Origin of the sequence: Armatimonas sp. (assembly GCF_031410135.1) — a bacterium.
Lineage (GTDB): Bacteria > Armatimonadota > Armatimonadia > Armatimonadales > Armatimonadaceae > Armatimonas.
In genome coordinates, this window is the sequence record NZ_JANNYP010000862.1 from 1 (window position 1) to 1130 (window position 1130).

The 1130-nt window shown below is 54.5% G+C and carries 1 protein-coding gene and 1 pseudogene; both read left to right on the plus strand.

Features of this window, described 5'->3' with window-relative positions; all coding sequences use genetic code 11:
• Window positions 1–460 (plus strand): annotated as a pseudogene (locus tag RMO15_RS31000) (protein-L-IsoD(D-D) O-methyltransferase); the annotation flags it as partial.
• 95 nt (window positions 461–555) lie between these two features.
• Window positions 556–1029 (plus strand): hypothetical protein, encoded by a 474-nt coding sequence (locus RMO15_RS31005; RefSeq protein WP_309722409.1) that lies wholly within the window; start codon window positions 556–558, stop codon window positions 1027–1029.
• Window positions 1030–1130: the final 101 nt, after the last annotated feature.

Below are 1130 nucleotides of genomic sequence, written 5' to 3' on the forward strand. Positions count from 1 at the left end.
TGGAGAGACGGGTGAGGTGCATGGGATCGAGGGAAACCGTGAGCTGGGTATTGTCACCCGCGAGGGACTGAGGGTGTTTGAAACCGAGAACCGAATTATTAATGCCGCCATGCGACAGATCAAGGTTGTGCACCTGGGGCATCACCTGGAGTTTCTGAAAACTTGCCCGGATAAGCGCTACGATGTGGTCTACTTCGACCCGTTTTTTGATGTTGCCGTGGACTCCGCTGAAGAGACAATGGGGGCGCTGAAGGCATTTGGCGACCATAGTGTCCTAACGCAAGAGGCCATTACGCAGGCAAAGCGCATTGCCCGGCGCTTGGTGGTCGTGAAAACTGCCCGCTGGTCGGAGCTGCTTGCGGAGCTAGGAATCACGGAGTTTGTGGGGGCAAAGCACGGGCGTGTGGTCTACGGAACTCTGTCGGTATTGGACTCGGAAAAATCTGCGACGGACGGCTAGAAATACTGTCTCAAGTAAGCGTGAGATACGTCGCCGCTTGTTTTTGCCTGCTACTAATGGGCTGTGGGCCGCGTAGACCCCAAACTCAGAACCCTATGGCGACACCGACTCCCAAGCCTGCCGCAACGCCGGTTCCTGTGACAGGAGAGCTGTCCGACTCCCGTGCTGTCTTCTCGGATGGTAAGGGCAACCGCCTGCTAGAGCTGAGGGGAACCAAGACCAACCTGGGGGAGAAAGAGGGCGCACAGATGGAAGGAACGTCTGCGATTCTCTACCAGAAGGGAAAGCCCGCGCTAAAAGTTGTTGCGAAGAATGTTCGCATTGAAATTGATGGGCGAAAACCAAGCCGCCTCACGGCTGTGGGGAGCGTCTCCATCGAAACCATGGGTCAGCCCGATACCCGAACGGTAAAGTGTAATAACGTGGTCTGGCTTCCGAAAGATAACCTGCGACAAGGTGTCTTGGAAGGCAGCGGAAATGTTGCTTTTCTCTCTGGTACAGATATAGAACTCTACGGCTCCCGATTTACCGCAGACACCGTACTCCAGAAACTCAAAATTTTGCCATGAAAAACTCTCTCCTCGCTCTCGCGTCTCTCTGTCTTTTCGTGCCCATCGTCAGCGGTGCACAAAAAGCCCCCATTAATACCTCGCGCATCGGGGATTTTATA

Coding starts and splice junctions, on each gene's coding strand:
- RMO15_RS31005 (WP_309722409.1), top strand. CDS start 556: ATGGCGACACCGACTCCCAAGCCTGCCGCAACGCCGGTTCCTGTGACA.